The sequence below is a fragment of the Dyadobacter sp. UC 10 genome, assembly GCF_008369915.1.
Lineage (GTDB): Bacteria > Bacteroidota > Bacteroidia > Cytophagales > Spirosomataceae > Dyadobacter.
Window position 1 is genome coordinate 4,386,509 of record NZ_VSRN01000001.1, and the last position, 18,015, is coordinate 4,404,523.

The following is an 18,015-nucleotide window of genomic DNA, read 5'->3' on the forward strand; positions in this document are numbered from 1 at the left end:
TTGGTGCCAGGAGGTATCTTTGGTTTTTTGTCGGGCATGAAAAAACTACTGATTGCAGCTATTCTTCTTGGGACGCTCACCGCCCAAGCACAGGTTTTCCGGAAAAGGACCACCCTGCTGATGGGCGGAAGGTTTGATATTACCATTGTAGCAAACGATTCCCTGGCTGCCGAAAACAACATTGACACGGTTATCGCGGAAATCACCAGAATTGAAAATCTGATCTCGGACTGGAAACCCGCTTCCCAGGTTTCTCAGGTAAATGCCCAGGCGGGTATCCGCCCGGTCAAAGTAGATCAGGAAGTTTTCGAGCTGACCGAACGCGCGCTCGCGCTTTCGAAACTGACCAATGGCGCTTTCGATATCAGTTTCGCGGCCATGGACAGGATATGGAGATTCGATGGTTCCATGACAAAAATGCCTTCCGAAGCGGCAATCAGGAAATCGGTGGAAAAGGTAGGGTACAGGAACATTGTACTCGACCGTGAGAACCTGACCATTTTCCTGAAAAAGAAAGGGATGAAAATAGGGTTTGGTGCACTCGGGGAGGGATATGCAACCGATAAATGCAGAAAGATGATGCTGGCAAAAGGCATCAAAGCCGGTATCGTGAATGGTTCCGGCGATATGAGCGCCTGGGGAAAGCAACCCGACGGCAGTGATTGGGTGATCGGGATCAACGACCCTGCGCAGTCGGGCGAGCTTTTTGCGGTGGTGCCCCTGCGTGAAGGTGCAGTGGTGACCTCGGGGAGCTATGAAAAATATGTGATTTTTAACGGCAAACGCTATTCGCACATTATCAACCCTGCAACCGGCTATCCCGCGACTGGCCTGACAAGCGTCACAATCTTCGGCCCCGGCGCCGAACAGGCGAATGGTTTCAGTACGTCGATCATGGTGATGGGAGAAAAAGCCGGTCTCGAATTCCTTGGCCGCTTTCCGGAATTCAGCTGCCTGCTGATCACCGACGAAGGTAAGGTGTTGACTTCGGGAAATTTCGATATTTCAAAATACAAAACAGATCAGTAGCAGTCCATTAAAATCTGGCTCCGGGACTGATAGTAGCTCACACTTTTGCCCAGTCTGCTCTGGCAGATCTGTTCGAGGAGCCCGATCACATTATTTTGCATGGACAAAGAGCCGCAAAGCATGATTACCCCTTCTTTTTCCAATATCTCAGCCACCAGGGCTTCATCTCTGACAAGCAAATCCCTGACATATTGTTTCCCGCCCTCCCGCGAATAAGCAATATGCAGACCGCGCAGCTTATGATCTGCCAGATTTTTATCGATTGCAGATTTATAAATCGCAAAAGAAGCCTGGTCGCGAAACCCGCAGTACAGGTAAGTATCTGCATTCGGTTTTTGCTGATCGATCATTCCCAGAAAAGGAGCGATCCCTGTTCCGTTGGAGATCATCAAAACAGCCGCAGCATTTTGGGGGAAATGAAAGTGGGCATTGCTCACAATGCGTGCATTGATCACACTGCCGGCGTTCAGACTGTACAGGTATTCAGAGCCAAGCCCATTCTCATGCATTTTCACGCTCAGCTGCATATCGCTTCCGATTTTTCCGATCGAATACAACCGCTCGCGGTGATCGCTGGCAGGGTAAATGGCAAGGAGGTCGCCGGAAGTGAAGCCAGCCCGCCGCCTGGGTCTGAGACGTATTAAAAATGCCTCTCCCGGGTTATTAATCTGCGTTTTTTCAACAACTGCCAAAGATTGCGGGCGTTCATTCCTGACAGTGAGCGACCCACTGCTGACCGTGAGCGGAATCCCGGCGTGCTGCGACCAGGTAGTAGCCCACTGCCCGAACTCTTCGGGAGATTTATCATTCACGGTATGGATTTCCAGCATCGGCACCGCCCACTTTTGCTTTGCAAGCAGATGGTCAGTCTCAAAAGCGAACTTGCAGAAATCGGGGTAACCGTGCGAGCCGAAACCTATCACCGAGTAACGGACCGGATTGGGCTGCGGATGTTTTTCAAGTAATTTGGCAAACTGAGACGCATTGGTAGGAGGGTTGCCCAGCCCGTATGTCGCCGACATCACCATGATATGGGAAGCTTTCGGAAAGACAGTATAATTGTTGAGCTCGGTCACGAAAGCAGTTTTTCCGCCGCTGATCAGTTGTTTGTGGATTGCATTGGCAAAGCCGAAAGTGCTGCCATTTTCCGAGCCTACGAGGATAATATATTCGCTTTCAGCGGCGGTGTACCTGTTTTTTACACGCCCCGCGCGACGCTTGAACGTGATCGCAAATCCGGAATAGATGAAAAAGAGGATATTGGCGGAAGCAATCGCCAGTACAACTGCCCAGATCGCATTCGTGCGACCGGTATGCAGGTCGAGGCTGAGCTGGGTCAGTATGGCGGCGGCAGGGTATTTGACCTGGGTCAGAACGTCGCCGGTGATCTGATTTACTGTAACTTCCCTGTCTTTTAATTTCAGTGTGTAATAGTCCTCCGGATCTTCCGAAAAGGGAAATTCAATGGTTTGTACTTCTGAAAGTTTTATTATTTTAAAGATCTCAAAATCAGCTGCATTTTTCTCAGGCTCCGCGCGGATCTCGTCAAAATTTACGTCTGAGGAAATCGGTGGTGTTTCAATAAGGCCAAAACGCGCCAGCGACAGGTAAGTGCCGCTCAAAGCAATGATAAAGATCGGGACCAGGGAGAGCCTGCCCAGTACCACGTGGTAGTATTGCGCAAAGTTTTCTCTTACAATTTTAGTAAAAAAACGTTTGAAGCCGCGCTGCCGCTGCACGATCAGCATAGTACCTGAAATCGTGATCAGCAAAAGCAGAAATGCGGTCAGGCCCACGAAAAAGCGGCCTGCCTCGTGCAAAAAAAGTGACCGGTGCAACGCTGTGACCCATTCAAAAAATTCACTTTCAGGCTCGGGAACCCCGAGTATCCTGCCATTCATGGGATCAATGTAGGCCAGCAGTTTTTTGCCGTCCTTGTCGCTGCCTTTTACCTGCACAAACCCGTTCGCGTCGACAGACAATTCGCTGATCCCTGGGTACTGCTTCCTGAGTTGGGGGAGTGTGGTAGCAAGACTGGCTTCGCTGAAATGCTCGGAACGATAGGCATGCAGTTTTTCAGAAATCGGCTGAAAAGCCAGCAGGATACCGGTTACAGAGGCGAGGGCCAGTAAAAGAAAAGAAGATACAGCCAGGGCTAAATGGCTGTATCTCCATATAGAAATGGTCATAAAGTACTCGGGAACGTTAATTAGGGCTGAAACGAACGTAGCGGATATAGCCGGTACCTTCGCTCTTGGCGGAAAGCGCCTCCTTTGTCAGCGGAATTTCCAGGTCTTTTACATGATACGCTTTGTCTTCCACAGCGCTTTCGAACCGCAATTTATAGCCTGCATCGATTTTAGCGGTTTCAATCTCTATTACATTGACACTTCGGTCCCCGCCGGTAACCGATGCGCCTGTGACCGCACTGATATTCGAAGGTTTTTTAGCTTGAAACTTGTGCCACTCTTTCATGCTGTTGTACCATTTCTTGTCCGGGCCGAGCACGTAAAGCGTTTTCTCGTAGGCACCTTTGGTATTGATCAGCGAAATCACAATATAGGCGCCTTCGCCCATGTAATTCGTCATCTGGATCATGCATTTATATTTGCTCGTTCCCTGCGCGAATGTGGCCGCAGGCCGGGATAATGTGAGTGCCAGAAACAGCAGGGTTATTCTAAATAAGCTGGACATGAAAATTATTTCAGGAAATTGACTGTAACATTGTTTTTGGAAAGCGACTCGTTTTCACCGGCCAGGTCGTAAGCGGTTTCCTGGAAGTTGGTCACGATATCTTTTTTCGCACCGATCGAAATCAGGTATTTCAGCATTGCATCATCTTTGGATACCATGGCAGCTTTGTGCAGGGCAGTGATACCTTCGCTGTTTTTCGCATTTACATCGATCTGTAAGCTTTCCAACCGTTTTACGAGTGCAAGGTCATTTTTTGCTACTGCATTGTGATAGAGCGTATTGCCATTTTTTGAAGCGGCAGTAACCTTGAAACCTTTGTCCTGGAGAACTTTCAATTTGGGGTCAAAATCATCAGCCCTGCGTGTATCGTAGGATTGTGCCAGATATAAACCCAGGTTGTCGCCATTCTTATCTGTTGTATTAATATCGGCGCCTTTCGCGATGAGGTAACCGATTACTTCCGGTGAATTACTGCGAACTGCCATGGCCAGGGCACTCACGCCCTTTGCGTTGCCCTGGTTAATATCCTTCACTTTTGCAAGCAGCATGCCGAGTACTGCAGTGTCGCGGTTGGCGGCGGCGGCATTCATGAAAACCGTATTTCCGTTCTCGTCTGCCTTATTTACGTCAACTCCCTTGCTCAGAAAGTACTTTATAATCTCCTCCTGCTTCGGTTTGCGAACGATCGAATGCAACGCATTTTCACCGTTTTTACCGATCACCGTCGGTTTCAGTTTCAGGCTTTCGAGGTATTCGTACACGTCAATGGTATTTGCGCCGCCGCGACTTCCCTGCGCCGCCATCAGAAATGCATTCGGGCTGGCAGGTACGCCTTTTTGCAGCAAAGCTTTTAATACATCAATTTTCCCCGCGCGGGCCGCATAACTGAATGCATTGTTGCCCGCCGCGTCGGTACTTTTCAGGTCAAGACCTTTGGAAATGAAATAGTTGGTAAGCGCAAAATCTTTGTCATTGGCAATCCCGATCAGCAATGCATTGGCGCCATCGTGATTAAGGTCTTTTTTCAGATCCGCGCCAGCCGCAATCAGGATATCGTACACTTTGGTATTCTGCTGACTGCCGGCGGCAAAATTGATCGGCGTAGCACCGTGGCCGTCGACAAAATTACCTTTCGATCCCTTCGCTACCAGCGACTCCATGAGCTCCACATTACCGCGCATCGCAGCCCAGTGCAGGTAAATGCGGCCGTCGTGGGTGAGTTTGTCAACTGTATTACCTGGCTGGGTAAGCAGGTATTCTATGGTTGCATTGGGAGCCCCGGAGTTGATCGCCATCACGACGGGGTCGAACATATTGTTGTTGAATTGGGAAGGATTGCTGCCTTTTTCGATCTCCGCTTTTACGGCATTCACATCCGGGGAAGATTTCCAGAACGATTGTTCCAAAAGCGTGTTTTGCTGTGCCTGCGCACCGAAAGCAATCAGGGTACAAACTGCAATGATAAATTTTTTCATATGAACTAAATGGATTGAGAGCTGGGTACCATCTGCGTTTTTATCCACAAAGGTAGGTGTTTCAAAGTTAACGATAACTAGTCTAAATAATACCCCAAAAGTTGTTTTGATTCCCTCTGGCGTCACTTAGGGCTTTTTTTGGAATGCCTTGCGTCATTGGGGGGAAGGGGGCAGCGGCTCATTTGTCTAACCCGCCCCTCAAATTGTCCACTTGCCGGGTTATTGGCTGTTTTTTGGTTGTGTGAGCTTGTAGGTTTGAGTCATCAGATCATTTATAAACCGTCAGATCATGAAGACACAGATCATATTTAAAAGCCTCTTACTTATTGCACTCCAACTTTATGGAATTGCGTCAGTGCATGCTCAATCATCAATTGAACCAGTAAGCACGGCGGGCAACCGGGGCGAAGAAACTTTTGGCCATATAAAGCAGATTAAAGCCGGCCTGCTGGATGTGGGTTATGTGGAGGCCGGTCCAGCAAATGGCCAGCCCGTCCTGCTCATACATGGTTGGCCGTATGATATTTACAGTTATCAGGAAGTGTCGGGAATTCTGGCCGCAAAGGGATTTCGGGTTTTGATCCCTTACCTGAGAGGTTTCGGAACTACGACATTCCTTTCTGAGGAGACACCCCGAAACGGTCAGCAGTCAGCGCTTGCCGTGGATATGATTGCGTTTATGGATGCATTGAAAGTGAAAGGAGCAATTGTGGGTGGCTTCGACTGGGGAGCACGTACTGCCGATATTATGGTTGCATTGTGGCCGGCCAGGGTGAAAGGGCTCGTATCAGTAAGCGGTTATCTGATCGGAAGTCAGCAAGGAAACAAGGCACCCTTAAAACCCAAAGCCGAGCAATCGTGGTGGTATCAATATTACTTTGCTACCGAACGTGGCGTTGCCGGCTATGAAGCCAATACTTACGAATTCAATAAACTGATCTGGGAAACCGCTTCGCCGACCTGGAAATTCAGTAAGTATACTTATGACCGTTCTGCAGCTTCCTTTAAAAATCCGGATCACAGCAAGATCGTCACAGACAATTACCGATGGCGGCTGGGCCTTTCGAAAGGCGAAGCTCAATATGACGAACTGGAAGCGAAGCTGGCAAAATTTCCGCCGATCACGGTACCGGCTATTACCCTGGAAGGCGATTCAAATGGCGCGCCACATCCTGATCCCAGCACTTACGCGGCCCGTTTCAAAGGCAGATACGCACATCATACCATCAGCGGCATCGGCCATAATTTACCGCAGGAGGCTCCGCAAGCATTTGCCAATGCAATTGTGGAAGTGGCAGGATGGATTGATCAATAATTTCAAAACAACTTTTAAATAGCAGTACAATGGAAAATCAAATCGTTTTTGCAGCCAAAGCCGCTGCACCAGTCAATAAAGTTTTATACACCGGAAAAGTACACGTGACCGGCGGCCGTGAAGGTGCAGCAAAAAGCTCAGATGGACGTCTGGACATTAATCTTTCCTCACCAGGCACTTCGGGGCAGGGTACTAACCCCGAACAATTATTTGCCGCAGGCTGGTCCGCCTGTTTTCTGGGAGCTATGCAAATCAATGCATCAACTTTTAAAATCAAGCTTCCTGCGGAAACGTCGGTGGACACGGAAGTAGACCTGGCGACCGGCGAGGCAGGTTACGCATTGCAGGCAAGATTGCAGGTCAATCTTCCAGGTCTGTCGCCAGATGACGCGGCTAAGGTTGTACAGGCCGCGCATCAGACCTGTCCGTATTCGAAGGCGACCAAAGGGAACATGAATGTGGAGATCACGGTCGCGATTTAACGTCAGCTGTTGCAGCATAAAATACTGACAGGTAAATAGCAGATTGGTATCATACAGTATACTGGTATAATATTGATACCAATTGCTGCTTACCTTTGTCAAAAATCATTCAGGAGACAATGGAAACATTAATAGGAAAAAAAGCCCTGGTAACAGGCGGAAATAGCGGCATCGGTTATGCAGCTGCAAAAGAATTGAAAGCGCAGGGAGCGGATGTGATCATTACAGGCCGGCGCGAAAATGTAATCCGGGAGGCAGCAACTGAGCTTGGCGTGACCGGTTTGGTAAGTGATCAGGGACAGGTAGCTGACATTGAAACGCTGGTAAAGCAGGTGAGTGAGCAGTTTGGCAAGCTGGATATTTTGTTCATCAATGCAGGCGTTTTAGGCGGCGCCGCGATTGAAACAGCGACAGAGCTTGATTTCGATTATGTGATTGATGTGAATTTCAAAGGTGCCTATTTTACACTCAGCAGATTCATTCCCATTCTGAACGATGGTGCTTCGGTCGTGTTTTTGTCGTCGAATGTTGCGAGTATGAACGGAGCCAATTCGTCGATGTACACTTCCAGTAAAGCAGCCTTGAATGCAGTCATGAAAATTGCGGCGATTGAACTGGCACCGCGGAAGATCCGGGTAAATGCGATCAGTCCCGGGCCCACGCAAACTGAAATTTTGAACAAAATGGGCTTGGATCCGGCAGCCCGACTGGCGTTGGACGACTGGATGATTGAACGTATCCCACTGAAAAGAATCGGAAGTGCGGATGATGTTGCTAAAATGGTAACCTATTTCTCGGGAGACGCTTCGAGCTTCATTACAGGTGCAGAAATCGTAATGGATGGCGGAATGAGTCTTTGACCATTTGGCTTAACTTAGCAACCCTTAAAGCAAGCGCAGGCGTGAACCGCCTGTGCTTTTCGCATGTTCAGCGTAACGATCAGCAACCTAAACAGCAACATGACAAGAGACGAGCAGATCAGGATGGCGGGAGAAATCCTGTCCGATCCGAGAAACCAGAAGCAGGAAGTTCAGGCATTGCAGGATACTATGTACGTCATCGGCGGGAAATGGAGGCTGTTGATTATCAACTCAATATGCAACGGAAACAGGCGTTTCCGGGATATTCAGAGGAGCATACCCGGCATTACAACCCGGATGTTGTCGCGGGAGTTGAAGGATATGGAGGCCAATCAGCTGATCAAACGTACGGTAACCCCGGACACGCCGGTGCTTGTTGAATATACGGAAACGGATTACTGTATGTCCTTTGGCGGGATTATTCTGGAAATGATCAGCTGGGGCAAGCAGCACCGTGAAAAAGTAATGAAAAGTCAAACCGAATAAATGCAAAAAAACCAATCAATTGCTTCGTGCTTTGACAAAGAAATCGATCGGTTTAACCTGACTTTCTGCTTTTGTTATTAACTAAATCTTCGTGTACATGGCGGGATAAAGCTTTCTGAACATTATGTAAGTTACTGTTACCATTACAAATGCGATGACAGCGTCAAGGGTAGCGGGCAATCCGAGGACGGCCAGCTTAGAGAAGAAGGCAAAGGTAATATCAAAGAATATACCTGCGAAAACCCATTCTTTCAATCTTAATAATCGGTTTGGAATCAGCAGCACGGCCACACCGGAAAGTTTGGCTACGCCCAGAAGGTAAATGAAATGGGCAGGATAGCCGAGTTGCTGCGTGATCTCCCACACCAGCGGGTTTCTAGTCAGTTCGAAAAAGCCGCTTGCGCCAAACCATAGTGAAGTCAATGCTGCGCCAGTCCAATAGATAATTTTTGAAGTTTTCATGATCGTTTTGTCTTTAAGTTCTGAGGCAAAATTGTGGTGTTTCCAGGCGCAGCATTAGCAGAATCACCCCGAACCGGACGATTAGGAGGGCGAGTTAGACAATGAATGACTGACCAGGTTGCCGGTGGAATGACTGACCGGGTCGCCGGTGCGATGACTGACCGAATGACTGAATGACCGAATGACTGAATGACCGAATGACTGAATGACCGAATGACTGACCGGGTCGCCGGTGCGATGACCGACTGAATGACTGAATGACCGACCGGGTCGCCGGTGCGATGACTGAATGACCGAATGACTGACCGGGTCGCCGGTGCGATGACTGAATATTCAACTTCGGTATTGTCTGGTTCGAGGTGAAGTTTGTCTAAACGAAGGCTTTTTCTCTGAAAACCGGGGAGGCCTTACTATATTTTTGAGCTTTGGTAATCAGACAATTAATTGAAAAATGAAACAGCCAGGGTTAACATTTTACAGAGGCGCGGCGATCATGGTAATAGTGATCTTTGTGGGATTGCAAATCATTTCTCCTTCCATTGAAAATCCGCCTGTGACCAGTGAGATCGTGGTTCCAGTGGAGGTGAAGCAGATATTGGAGCGGGCGTGTTATGATTGTCATTCCAATGAATCGAAGGTGGAATGGTTTGATAAAATTGCCCCGGCGTCTTTCCTGGTAGCGCACGACATGGAGGAAGCGCGTTCGCGGTTTAATTTTTCGGAATGGGACAAGAATCCGCCGGCTGTGCAGGAATTGTTGCTCTGGGAAATGGTGAATGCGATCGAACAGAAAAAAATGCCTTTGAAACGTTACCAGCTCGCGCATTCCGGCAGCAAAGTATCCGCATCCGAACTGGCAGTTTTGAAACAATATGTGAACACACTTCCAGGGAGGAACAAGGTCGATACAGCCCGGATCGTGGCACAAACTTCTTCAATTCGAAAAGTTACAACCGGGAAAACGCCGGTTTCCTTAAATGGCATTCCATATTCTGCGGATTACAAAAACTGGAAGATTATCAGCCTGACTGACAAATTCGACGGCGGGAGCACGCGGATCGTTTACGGAAACGACATCATGGTGAAGGCCATTCAAAATCGCCGGCTTCCGTTTCCCGACGGCGCGCGGATCGTGAAGGTTGTTTGGGGAAAACAGGTGGAGGATGCCGAAGGTAATGTGCTGCCAGGCAACTTTCAAAATGCGCAGTTTATGGTGAAGGACAGCAAGAAGTACAGCGCAACAGAAGGCTGGGGATTTGCCAAATTCGATGGTCTCGCACTGAAACCGGCAGGCAAAACCATCCTTTTCGAGCAAACTTGCATCAACTGTCATCGACTGTTATCCCCTGAGAATGACTTTGTATTCAACATCCCGACCAAATAAATTTTACCAGAATGAAGGCGACAATTTCACTATCTATCATTTCGCTGGCACTTTTAACGCTGTCCTGCGACGACCGCAACACCGCGCACCTTGCCCCGGAATACCTGTATGATGCCGGCAACCAGCGGGTGATCAAATCCATCATTAATAACAAGAGAGGCACGATTGCGGTGCTTTACGGAAATGATCCTGCGCTGCAAAGTGCTTCCGGTTCGCTGTCCAAACCAGACATTGGCGCACAGTATACATTGGTTACCTGGAAGCAAAAACCAATGCCGCAATGGTACGGCACCCATATGAATGGCGAGATTTATTCCATCGAAACAGTGAAAGTAGTACAAGGAAACAATTCGGAACCTACTTTTGACTATGACTTCGAGACTGGTAAAAGCTTTAAACCCGGTGACCGGCAACCTGAAAAGAGCCAGCGGGTCAGCTTTATCACCGGTCAGCGCGCGGCCATTTTTCCTTAGTAACCCGAAATCGCATACCCGATCCTACCGATTTTAAAATGGTAACACCATCAACATTGAAAGTTTCTGATACCATCATCTGGACGAGCTCCATCGTGATCGGTTTGCTTTCCTCGGTGCCGCAGCTGGCCTCGCACCAGTTTGTGCCTTTGGAGGCAGCCGTAAATGCGGGCATTACGGCTGCGTTTGCGGTGATTATGTGGTACTTCAATATTTACATGCTTTCGCGAAAAAGCAACCGGGCGCAGGGACAGCAAATATCGTATGCCAAATTGCTCAATTCACTGGCATTTGGTCTTGTCATTATGCTTGCGCTGGCTTACATTCAGCAGCTTATCCTTTCTCACATTGATTTTGGTCCCGCGATGCTGATGGTGGAAGTTCGTGGTATTCTGATCAACCTGGTATTTTATATGTTCCTCAATATGCTGCAACAAAACTATGAAAACCAGCATGTCAGCATGGAATTGGAGCGGTTTCGAAATGATAATCTCAGTGCGCAATATGATCTTCTGAAGCAGCAGGTAAACCCTCATTTTCTGTTCAATAGCTTGAATACGCTCAAAGCGATGGTCGAAACAGGCGATCAGCAGTCGGTGGATTTTATATTAAAACTCGCCAACTTTTACCGCTATACGCTGGAAAGCCGCAAGCTGGATCTGATTTCTTTGAAAGAAGAAATGGAGATCCTGAATGCTTATCTTTTTTTGCAGAAGGCCAGGTTTGAGGATGGGTTTATTTTTCAAAACAAGCTTGATGACGCAGTTTTAGACACATTAATCCCTCCGTTTACATTGCAATTACTGGTCGAAAACTGTCTCAAACACAACATTGTATCCCTAAACCGGCCTTTACAGATCCGCATTTTCGTGGAGGGTGAAAGCATTGTTGTTGAAAACCAGGTTCAGCTTAGAAAAAACCAGGAAGATTCGCTGGGCGTGGGATTGAAAAACATTGAGCTCAAATACAGTCATTTACTAAATAAAAAGGTGGAGGTTACTGACAGCCAAAACCTATTTCAGGTTAGACTTCCCATTATTTATGAACATCGTAATCATTGAGGATGAGCTGAAAACAGCCAGGTCCCTCGAAAATATCCTCCGCGAACTACGTCCGCTGGCCAAAATCACCGGTCCATATCAGAGTGTGGAAGAAGCGGTTGAGGCGCTTTCGGCGGAACTGCAGCCAGACCTGATTTTCATGGACATTCAGCTGGCCGATGGGCTGAGTTTTGAAATTTTTAAATCGGTGGAGATCACTTGTCCGGTCGTTTTTTGTACCGCTTTTGATGAATATTCACTGGAAGCTTTCAAGCGGAATGGTGTTGATTATGTGCTGAAACCATTCTCAAAAGAAGACATCGCAGGTGCGCTCGGCAAAGTTGATGACCTGAAAAACTTCTTCCAGCAAAAAGCAATTCCCGACCTGAGCGAACTATTAAACAGAATGGCCCCGCAAGCCGATAAAACCAGTTTTCTGGTTTTTAAACATCAGAAGTACACGACGGTCCAAACCGCGCAGATCGCCTTTTTCTACATCCGGAACGAGACTTCAATGATCATGTGTTTCGACGGACAGGAATTTTCACTGAGCCAATCCCTCGATCAGATCGCGGCTTCGGTGAGTCAGAAGCAATTTTTCCGGGTAAACCGGCAGTATCTGGTCAACTTTTCTGCGATTAAGGAAATCGAGCATTATTTTATGCGGAAACTGTATGTTAAGCTGGTCATAGAAACACCCGATCAATTGCTGATCAACAAGGAGAAAGCGCCATCGTTTCTTGGTTGGATGGAGAATCGGTGATTTGAATTGCCTCGGTTGATATTTTAATGTGGAAGTGACCATTTTCCCAACGTCAGGAAAATAGTTCTCATCTTGACTTTCAAGTTTGTCATTCGGATATTGAGTTTGATATGGCCGAAAAGTCGGCGCTTTTTAATGTGAAGGTGTTTTGGGAAGACTTCGGGAAGATGGGCGCGAAAGTTTAGTGACGGGAAGGCTGTTGGACATAGTCCTTTTTTGATTTACATATTGATACACAACAATTCTTCTTCGCCGGTTTCGCTCAGGAACCGGATGCTTTACGGGTTACTTACAGCTGGTGTGATGCTCACTGGTTTTTTGTCGCGGCGCCTGCTCGGGCATCATGCATTTATTAGGCTGTATGTGGGTGATGTGTTATGGGCGATGATGGTGTTTTTTGGCTTTGCTTTTGTTTTTCGTAAATGGTCGACGTGGCAGGTGGCTGCGGCAGCACTTGCATTTTCCGTTTGCATTGAGATCAGCCAGCTATACCATGCGCCCTGGATCGATGCGATCCGGAATATGCCGCTGGGAGCATTGATACTCGGTTTTACATTCGTTTGGAGCGATTTGCTTTGTTATAGTGTGGGAGTAGGACTAGGCTTGATTGCCGAGACTTTTGTTGTTGGTCGTGTTACAAAACGCAGCTGAAATCGGCACGAGGTACTTTATCTTCTTTTAAGTTGAATCTATCAGTACCCTAAGACAAAGCATTTGGAGGGGGGCCGCCTGCCGGTCTGGAATTATCCTTCGGAAGCGGCACAAACTCTTCATTATCCGTTGGAGGCAAAATAATTCGTCCCTGTTTCCAGTCTTCTTTCGCCTGTTCGATCCTTTCCTTTCGGCTGGATACGAAGTTCCACCAAATGTAACGGTCGCCCAAATGCTCGCCGCCCAGCATCATCAGTGTTGTATTTTCCTTTGCGATGATGACGGGATCCACGCCTTTTGTAAACACCAGTAGTTTCCCGGCGGTATAAGTGACGCCGCCGATTTCCACACTGCCTCTGACGATGTACGCACCTCTTTCACTATGTCCGTGCGGCAGGCCGAATCTTGCACCTTCATTTAATACAACATGGAGATAAAACATGGGGGAGCTGGTGTTGACCTCGTTTGTCAATCCATAGGCACTGCCAGCAATTAGCCGCATCCAGATTCCCGTGTCGGTGAATATAGGCAGCTGTTCCGGTGTATAGTTTTGAAAGGAAGGGTCGGATTCTTCGTCTCTTTCGGGTAGCGCTACCCAGGTCTGAATCATTTCAAGTTCGCCCCCCGCCAGTATAGCCGGGTCTTCAAAGCGTTCGCTGTGGGCTATGCCTTTGCCGGCCGTCATCCAGTTTACTTCGCCCGGCCTGATAACCTGCTCTACCCCAAGGCTGTCCCTGTGCATTACTTTTCCGCTGAACAAATAACTGACCGTAGACAAGCCAATGTGCGGGTGTGGCAGTACATCCAGATTTGTCGCCGAAGGCGTAGGTATACTCACCGGACCGCCGTGATCCATAAAAATAAACGGCCCTACCATTCTGCGGAGCTGAAAGGGCAGGATGCGTTTCACTTCAAAACCCGGGACTATTTCGGCTTTTCTGGATTCAATAATGATATCAAGCATAATAATGAAAAGGCGTTTGACAGTGTTTTATAATCTCCTCTGTCCGGTTTCACCATACCGGCGACGTACAGCTCTGACCTGCTTTAAATTACTTTAACAATTCCTGAAACAACTTACTGATAAGTTTTCTATAAGTTTAGAAAAAACGTTTCTACCCACATGCCAAGGCAGTTTTACTATTTCGCAATCTTCCTTTTTGTTATTCTGATTTTGCAGGAAATTTTGATAACGGCGATGCTAACGGCTGGTGGGCGAAGCATTTATACCCTGGATTCGTTCGTGCCCTATTTTATCCTGGTATCCGTCACGCAGGCACTTGCCGTCGTGATCCAGCTGCTTTATTGCTATGGTCGCCAATACATCTGGCCTTTCCGGGCGGGTTGGCTTTGTATCATCTCGCTATCGGTGCACACGGCCGTTGTGTATGAGATTCTTATTAATCAAAACCTGGAACGCTGGTATTACTATTCTTACTGCGCTGTGTCCGCAGCGAATTTACTACTAGGGTTAAGTTTGGTTGTTTCCAAAAGCCGCGCGCATTTTTGGCTGAAATGGATTGGCATCACGTCGATTTGCGTCCATACAGCACAAATCGCATTATTGACCTGGTACACAGTCTTTGCCGATTTCCAAATGAAGGCGGTGCTTTCGCAGGCTGGTTTCGTGCTTAGCTGGCTGATGGTCGCGGTAACAGGGTTATGGATCATGCATTTCATTGGGCAGGCAAAAGCGGACAAAAGTTCCGGCAGTCTGTCCCGGTTATCGATGAGTAGTTTTGTGTTCATTCTGGTTGTATTAAGCTGGTTTTCGGTCTCCCAGGGTACCGATTTTTATATGGAAAGCAGTGCTCCTTTACCTGTACGGAACGTTTCAGCAACAGAGCGCACGCTTGCAGAACGTTTTGAACCGCATCTTTTTGTAAGTCGTGATGGTGAAAAGTTACCTTACCGTCTGATGAAACCGCTTGACTATGATTCCACCCGAAAATATCCCATTGTGCTCTGCCTGCACCATGGCGGAGTGCACGGGCGGGACAATGCGGCACAGGTACAGGGCTCCTATGCGCCTGTGCTGGCGAATTATGACAACCGCAGAAATCACCCCGCTTTCCTGCTGGTACCGCAATGTGAAGTAGGAGCAGGCTGGATGGACCCCGAGGTAGATGCTGCTGTCATGGAATTAATGGCTTCTCTCGAAAAACAATATAACATTGATACACTGCGACGATATGTACTCGGTGAGTCAGGCGGCGGCTACGGATCGTGGCATTTCATTGGAAATCATCCTGGTATGTTCGCGGCTGCTATCCCAGTCTGTGGCGGAGGCGAGGAAGAGTTGGCCCAAAACATGGCGGATGTAAGCATCTGGGCTTTTCACGGGACTAATGACGAGCTGGTCCCGGTAAGTTATTCAAGAAAAATGGTGAATGCGCTCCGTAAAGCAGGCAGTAAGCCGCGCTACACCGAATTTCCGGGCGCTGACCATTATATCGGTAAGCAGGTAGCTGACACGCCGGGTATCTGGGATTGGCTTTTTATGCAAAAAAGGAAAGATTGAACCTCAATCACTGGAATTGACGTAGGAAGCTACCCCCGTCACACCCTACGGGCCTCCTTCCTCCTTTCCTCCTTCCTCCTTTCCTCCCTTTCCCCCAATAAAAGCAGTATTAACCTTCACCGAAACCCTTTATGGTCTGTTCGAGGCTGTGGGAGTCGTTTTGTTTGTATGAGGACCATTTTTATTATAAATGCGCAATGAAAAACCTCTTTTGGAAGACAGGAATAATCACGGCTTTTGTGGCTGCCGTAGTCAGTGCCAGTGCATTCGCACAGGATAAAAGTGCGGAGAAGCCGGCCGTAGTTGAAGTGGATTTCGGCAAGACAGTCGGGCCGATGAAACCTGTATGGGCGTGGTTTGGATACGATGAGCCGAATTATACTTACATGAAAGAGGGTAAGAAACTCCTTTCGGAAATTGCTGACCTAAGTCCTGTGCCTGTGTATGTTCGCGCGCACTGCCTTTTGTGCACAGGAGATGGTACCGCCGCGCTGAAATGGGGCTCGACCAACGCCTACACCGAAGACGAAAACGGGAAGCCCGTGTACAATTGGGCGATTGTTGACAGCATATTTGATACCTATGTACAAAGAGGGATGAAACCGCTGGCGCAGATTGGGTTTATGCCAAAAGCATTGTCCGTCAATCCGGAACCATATCAGCACGACTGGAAACCCGGCGATCCTTACAATAAGATCATGACCGGCTGGGCATATCCGCCGAAAGACTACCAGAAATGGGCGGATCTGGTGTATAATTGGGTAAAACACAGCGTAGAGCGCTACGGTCAGAAAGAAGTGGAAAGCTGGTACTGGGAAGTTTGGAATGAACCGAATGGTTACTGGAAAGGCACGATGGAGGAATTTTTTAAATTGTACGACTATTCGGCCGACGCTGTAAAAAGGGCATTGCCTACGGCGAGGATCGGCGGGTTGAACATTGCGGGCACATCTTCGCCCGGCGGTAAAAAATGGCTGGAAGCATTTCTGCTGCATTGTGCAGAAGGTACCAATTATGTTACAGGTAAAAAGGGCGCCCCGCTAGACGCGGTTCTTTTTCATGCGAAAGGCTCTCCCAAGCTCATCAACGGTGTTGTCAGGATGAATATGTCGCCGCAGCTGCGTGATATTCAGACGGGCTTCAAATCAGTGCTGGCTTATCCTCAATTTAAAAACCTGCCGCTCATCGTAGGCGAATCCGACCCGGAGGGCTGCGCTGCTTGCGGAATGGCTACCAATCCCTCCAATGCATACCGGAACGGAACGATGTATTCCAGTTACACCGCCGCCACTTTTGCCCGGAAATATGCATTGGCAGATGAGTACCAGATCAATTTTCTCGGTGCGGTTTCCTGGTCGTTTGAATTTGAAAACCAGCCCTGGTTTTATGGTTTTCGCGATCTGGCGACAAATGGCGTAGATAAGCCGGTACTGAATGTATTCAGGATGTTTGGTAAAATGAGTGGCAGCAGAGTAGAAGTGAAAAGCAGCCGCATGTACCCGCTTCAAATGGTGCTCGATTCAAGCATCCGCGGCGAGCAGACAGAAATAGGAGCGCTGGCTTCGAAAGACGGGAACAGCGCCGCTGTAATGCTGTGGAACTATCACGACGACGATCTGCAGGGAGTGGCAGAGCCGGTTAAACTGATACTGAATAGTTTGAATTCAAAAAAGATTAAAATCACAGAATACAGGATCGACCGCGAACATAGTAATTCGTATGAAGCCTGGAAGAAAATGGGTTCTCCGCAAAGCCCGGACAAAACGCAGATAGCAGCGTTGGAAAAAGCCGGAAAGCTTGAAAAAATGGAGAAAGCACCGGCAGTCGAAAGTCAAAATGGGAAGACTACCGTGCGCTTAGCACTGCCCAGGCAGGCGGTTTCACTTTTGACAATAGAATGGTAACAATAGAAAAAGGTCACTGCCAGTGACCTTTTTCTGATTGGTAGAAGTGTTCGTTTCGGATTAAGCTATCCCTCAATCATTATTAAATTGAAGTACCCACATCCAGTTCTCCGGCCAGCGCGAATTGACAACTTCGTGGCTGATCAGTACATCGTCGACAACTTCATAACCCACTATTCTGCCACCTGAGTTCTCGATGTCCTTCTTGGCGCGGTTGTACAGTTGTATCAGAGTTTCAGAAGGAATTGGTTCAGACCATTCCCTCCTGGCATTTTCCCAGGAGTAATTCCCTGAATGTTCGCCGTACCGGTGAATCAAGTAATGCTTAAAACTCTCATCACTTAATGAAATGACCGGTTGCTTTTCGTTTTCCCGTTTCATGATTTCAAAGTTTATTGAGAAGTATATACAGTTATACTATGTATCCATCGGCTACCAAAAAACATACCAACAGTAGCGTTTGAAAACAAATTAAT

General features: G+C 48.0%; 18 protein-coding genes. 12 read left to right on the top strand and 6 right to left on the bottom strand.

Annotation, left to right across the window (positions count from 1 at the left end; genetic code table 11):
- Positions 1-36 precede the first annotated feature (36 nt).
- Positions 37-1,029, top strand: coding sequence for an FAD:protein FMN transferase (locus tag FXO21_RS18265; RefSeq protein ID WP_192579241.1), 993 nt, complete (start codon positions 37-39; stop codon positions 1,027-1,029).
- On the opposite strand, the gene FXO21_RS18270 is transcribed toward FXO21_RS18265, so the two are convergent.
- The 3 genes from FXO21_RS18270 to FXO21_RS18280 are packed head-to-tail and all read right to left on the bottom strand — an operon-like array spanning position 1,023 to position 5,198.
- Positions 1,023-3,218, bottom strand: coding sequence for a PepSY domain-containing protein (locus FXO21_RS18270; protein ID WP_149641432.1), 2,196 nt, complete (start codon positions 3,216-3,218; stop codon positions 1,023-1,025). The genes FXO21_RS18265 and FXO21_RS18270 overlap by 7 nt on opposite strands.
- 16 nt (positions 3,219-3,234) lie before the next feature.
- Positions 3,235-3,723: a DUF2271 domain-containing protein gene (locus FXO21_RS18275; RefSeq protein WP_149641433.1), complete on the bottom strand. Its 489-nt coding sequence runs from the start codon at positions 3,721-3,723 to the stop codon at positions 3,235-3,237.
- A 5-nt stretch (positions 3,724-3,728) separates the two neighbouring features.
- Entirely contained in the window at positions 3,729-5,198 is a 1,470-nt protein-coding gene (locus FXO21_RS18280) for an ankyrin repeat domain-containing protein (RefSeq protein ID WP_149641434.1), read from the bottom strand.
- A gap of 289 nt (positions 5,199-5,487) precedes the next feature.
- On the opposite strand from FXO21_RS18280, the gene FXO21_RS18285 reads away from it, so the two are divergent.
- The 4 genes from FXO21_RS18285 (at position 5,488) to FXO21_RS18300 (ending at position 8,341) form a co-directional block, all read left to right on the top strand.
- Positions 5,488-6,513 carry an alpha/beta fold hydrolase gene (locus FXO21_RS18285; RefSeq protein ID WP_149641435.1) on the top strand — a complete coding sequence of 342 codons (1,026 nt, stop codon included), beginning with the start codon at positions 5,488-5,490 and terminating at the stop codon, positions 6,511-6,513.
- A 29-nt stretch (positions 6,514-6,542) separates the two neighbouring features.
- Entirely contained in the window at positions 6,543-6,995 is a 453-nt protein-coding gene (locus tag FXO21_RS18290) for an organic hydroperoxide resistance protein (RefSeq protein ID WP_149641436.1), read from the top strand.
- Positions 6,996-7,114: 119 nt separating this feature from the next.
- Positions 7,115-7,855, top strand: coding sequence for an SDR family oxidoreductase (locus FXO21_RS18295; protein ID WP_149641437.1), 741 nt, complete (start codon positions 7,115-7,117; stop codon positions 7,853-7,855).
- Between the two features lie 99 nt (positions 7,856-7,954).
- On the top strand, positions 7,955-8,341 hold the full coding sequence (locus tag FXO21_RS18300; RefSeq protein WP_149641438.1) for a winged helix-turn-helix transcriptional regulator: 387 nt from the start codon (positions 7,955-7,957) through the stop codon (positions 8,339-8,341).
- A gap of 81 nt (positions 8,342-8,422) precedes the next feature.
- Here the strand turns inward: FXO21_RS18300 and FXO21_RS18305 are convergent, their stop codons facing one another.
- Positions 8,423-8,803 (bottom strand): DoxX family protein, encoded by a 381-nt coding sequence (locus FXO21_RS18305; protein ID WP_149641439.1) that lies wholly within the window; start codon positions 8,801-8,803, stop codon positions 8,423-8,425.
- Between the two features lie 451 nt (positions 8,804-9,254).
- Between FXO21_RS18305 and FXO21_RS18310 the strand changes: the two genes are divergently transcribed.
- The 5 genes from FXO21_RS18310 (at position 9,255) to FXO21_RS18330 (ending at position 13,114) form a co-directional block, all read left to right on the top strand.
- Complete coding sequence (locus tag FXO21_RS18310) at positions 9,255-10,187, top strand: heme-binding domain-containing protein (protein ID WP_149641440.1); 933 nt, start codon at positions 9,255-9,257, stop codon at positions 10,185-10,187.
- A gap of 11 nt (positions 10,188-10,198) precedes the next feature.
- The gene (locus tag FXO21_RS18315) at positions 10,199-10,660 is read left to right on the top strand and encodes a hypothetical protein (protein ID WP_149641441.1); all 462 of its coding nucleotides are present in this window, start codon (positions 10,199-10,201) and stop codon (positions 10,658-10,660) included.
- Between the two features lie 38 nt (positions 10,661-10,698).
- Positions 10,699-11,721: a sensor histidine kinase gene (locus tag FXO21_RS18320; protein WP_149641442.1), complete on the top strand. Its 1,023-nt coding sequence runs from the start codon at positions 10,699-10,701 to the stop codon at positions 11,719-11,721.
- A complete protein-coding gene (locus FXO21_RS18325; protein WP_149641443.1) occupies positions 11,702-12,463 on the top strand; it encodes a LytR/AlgR family response regulator transcription factor in 762 nt (253 codons plus the stop codon). The genes FXO21_RS18320 and FXO21_RS18325 overlap by 20 nt, the downstream gene beginning before the upstream one ends.
- A gap of 216 nt (positions 12,464-12,679) precedes the next feature.
- On the top strand, positions 12,680-13,114 hold the full coding sequence (locus tag FXO21_RS18330) for a ribosomal maturation YjgA family protein (RefSeq protein WP_225865747.1): 435 nt from the start codon (positions 12,680-12,682) through the stop codon (positions 13,112-13,114).
- A gap of 49 nt (positions 13,115-13,163) precedes the next feature.
- On the opposite strand, the gene FXO21_RS18335 is transcribed toward FXO21_RS18330, so the two are convergent.
- Complete coding sequence (locus tag FXO21_RS18335) at positions 13,164-14,078, bottom strand: pirin family protein (protein WP_149641444.1); 915 nt, start codon at positions 14,076-14,078, stop codon at positions 13,164-13,166.
- 159 nt (positions 14,079-14,237) lie between these two features.
- On the opposite strand from FXO21_RS18335, the gene FXO21_RS18340 reads away from it, so the two are divergent.
- Entirely contained in the window at positions 14,238-15,635 is a 1,398-nt protein-coding gene (locus tag FXO21_RS18340) for a carboxylesterase family protein (protein ID WP_149641445.1), read from the top strand.
- A 197-nt stretch (positions 15,636-15,832) separates the two neighbouring features.
- A complete protein-coding gene (locus FXO21_RS18345; protein WP_149641446.1) occupies positions 15,833-17,539 on the top strand; it encodes a GH39 family glycosyl hydrolase in 1,707 nt (568 codons plus the stop codon).
- Positions 17,540-17,611: 72 nt separating this feature from the next.
- On the opposite strand, the gene FXO21_RS18350 is transcribed toward FXO21_RS18345, so the two are convergent.
- Positions 17,612-17,920: a hypothetical protein gene (locus FXO21_RS18350; RefSeq protein ID WP_149641447.1), complete on the bottom strand. Its 309-nt coding sequence runs from the start codon at positions 17,918-17,920 to the stop codon at positions 17,612-17,614.
- Between the last annotated feature and the right edge of the window lie 95 nt (positions 17,921-18,015).

Bases quoted from the DNA above. Each gene is read 5' to 3' on its own strand.
- FXO21_RS18350 (WP_149641447.1), bottom strand. From the start codon at position 17,920: ATGAAACGGGAAAACGAAAAGCAACCGGTCATTTCATTAAGTGATGAG.
- FXO21_RS18310 (WP_149641440.1), top strand. From the start codon at position 9,255: ATGAAACAGCCAGGGTTAACATTTTACAGAGGCGCGGCGATCATGGTA.
- FXO21_RS18275 (WP_149641433.1), bottom strand. From the start codon at position 3,723: ATGTCCAGCTTATTTAGAATAACCCTGCTGTTTCTGGCACTCACATTA.
- FXO21_RS18265 (WP_192579241.1), top strand. From the start codon at position 37: ATGAAAAAACTACTGATTGCAGCTATTCTTCTTGGGACGCTCACCGCC.
- FXO21_RS18295 (WP_149641437.1), top strand. From the start codon at position 7,115: ATGGAAACATTAATAGGAAAAAAAGCCCTGGTAACAGGCGGAAATAGC.
- FXO21_RS18305 (WP_149641439.1), bottom strand. From the start codon at position 8,803: ATGAAAACTTCAAAAATTATCTATTGGACTGGCGCAGCATTGACTTCA.
- FXO21_RS18345 (WP_149641446.1), top strand. From the start codon at position 15,833: ATGAAAAACCTCTTTTGGAAGACAGGAATAATCACGGCTTTTGTGGCT.
- FXO21_RS18290 (WP_149641436.1), top strand. From the start codon at position 6,543: ATGGAAAATCAAATCGTTTTTGCAGCCAAAGCCGCTGCACCAGTCAAT.
- FXO21_RS18315 (WP_149641441.1), top strand. From the start codon at position 10,199: ATGAAGGCGACAATTTCACTATCTATCATTTCGCTGGCACTTTTAACG.
- FXO21_RS18320 (WP_149641442.1), top strand. From the start codon at position 10,699: ATGGTAACACCATCAACATTGAAAGTTTCTGATACCATCATCTGGACG.
- FXO21_RS18300 (WP_149641438.1), top strand. From the start codon at position 7,955: ATGACAAGAGACGAGCAGATCAGGATGGCGGGAGAAATCCTGTCCGAT.
- FXO21_RS18325 (WP_149641443.1), top strand. From the start codon at position 11,702: ATGAACATCGTAATCATTGAGGATGAGCTGAAAACAGCCAGGTCCCTC.
- FXO21_RS18340 (WP_149641445.1), top strand. From the start codon at position 14,238: ATGCCAAGGCAGTTTTACTATTTCGCAATCTTCCTTTTTGTTATTCTG.
- FXO21_RS18280 (WP_149641434.1), bottom strand. From the start codon at position 5,198: ATGAAAAAATTTATCATTGCAGTTTGTACCCTGATTGCTTTCGGTGCG.
- FXO21_RS18335 (WP_149641444.1), bottom strand. From the start codon at position 14,078: ATGCTTGATATCATTATTGAATCCAGAAAAGCCGAAATAGTCCCGGGT.
- FXO21_RS18270 (WP_149641432.1), bottom strand. From the start codon at position 3,218: ATGACCATTTCTATATGGAGATACAGCCATTTAGCCCTGGCTGTATCT.
- FXO21_RS18285 (WP_149641435.1), top strand. From the start codon at position 5,488: ATGAAGACACAGATCATATTTAAAAGCCTCTTACTTATTGCACTCCAA.